Annotated in this window: 1 protein-coding gene; it reads left to right on the forward strand. The window is 65.8% G+C overall.

Annotated elements, in window-relative coordinates; genetic code table 11:
• A partial coding sequence (locus IVB41_RS10665) for an Ig-like domain-containing protein (protein WP_247430755.1) occupies positions 1-746 on the forward strand: 746 nt, incomplete at both ends.

Here is a 746-nt window from a genome sequence, read left to right on the forward strand (position 1 = left end):
ATACCGGCACCGCCGGCGACTTCGTCACCAGCGACACCACGCTGACGGTCTCCGGCAGCAATGGCGCGCTGGGCGCCGGCGAGAAGATCCAGGTCTCCAGCGATGGCGGCGCCACCTGGGCGGATGTGGTCCAGAACACCGGAACGACGTGGAGCCTGGTCGATGGCGTCGTCCATCCGGCGAGCTTCACCTACCAGACCCGGATCATCGACACCGCAGGCAACATCGGCACCACCGCCAGCAAAGCGGTGACGATCGATACGACGGCGCCGATCATCACGATCACCAGCACCGGCGGAGCGACCAACCAGGCCAGCCAGACTCTGGCCGGTACGGTCGATGTGGCCGATGCCGGGGCCGCCGTCACAATCCTGGACGGGACCACCACGATCGGCACCGCCGTCGTGCTGGGCGACGGCAGCTGGAGCAGCCTCGTCACGCTCGGCAATGGCAGCAACTCGCTGACGGCCAGGGTGAGCGATGTTGCCGGCAACACGACGACCAGCAATGCCGTTGTCTACACGCTCAGCACGACCGGCCCGGCCGTGACGGAGCATCTGACCTCCGATACCGGGTCTTCGGCGCTTGACCAGATCACTTCGAACGCTGCGCTGACCGGGACGGGCCTGGCAAACACCACGGTGCACTTCACCATCGATGGGACTTTAATCGCAACCACCAGTTTGGCGGATGGGAGCGGGAACTGGGCGTTCACACCGAGCGGTCTCGCTGATGGGCTGCATACC

Source organism: Bradyrhizobium sp. 44, from assembly GCF_023073095.1.
Classification (GTDB): Bacteria; Pseudomonadota; Alphaproteobacteria; order Rhizobiales; family Xanthobacteraceae; genus Bradyrhizobium.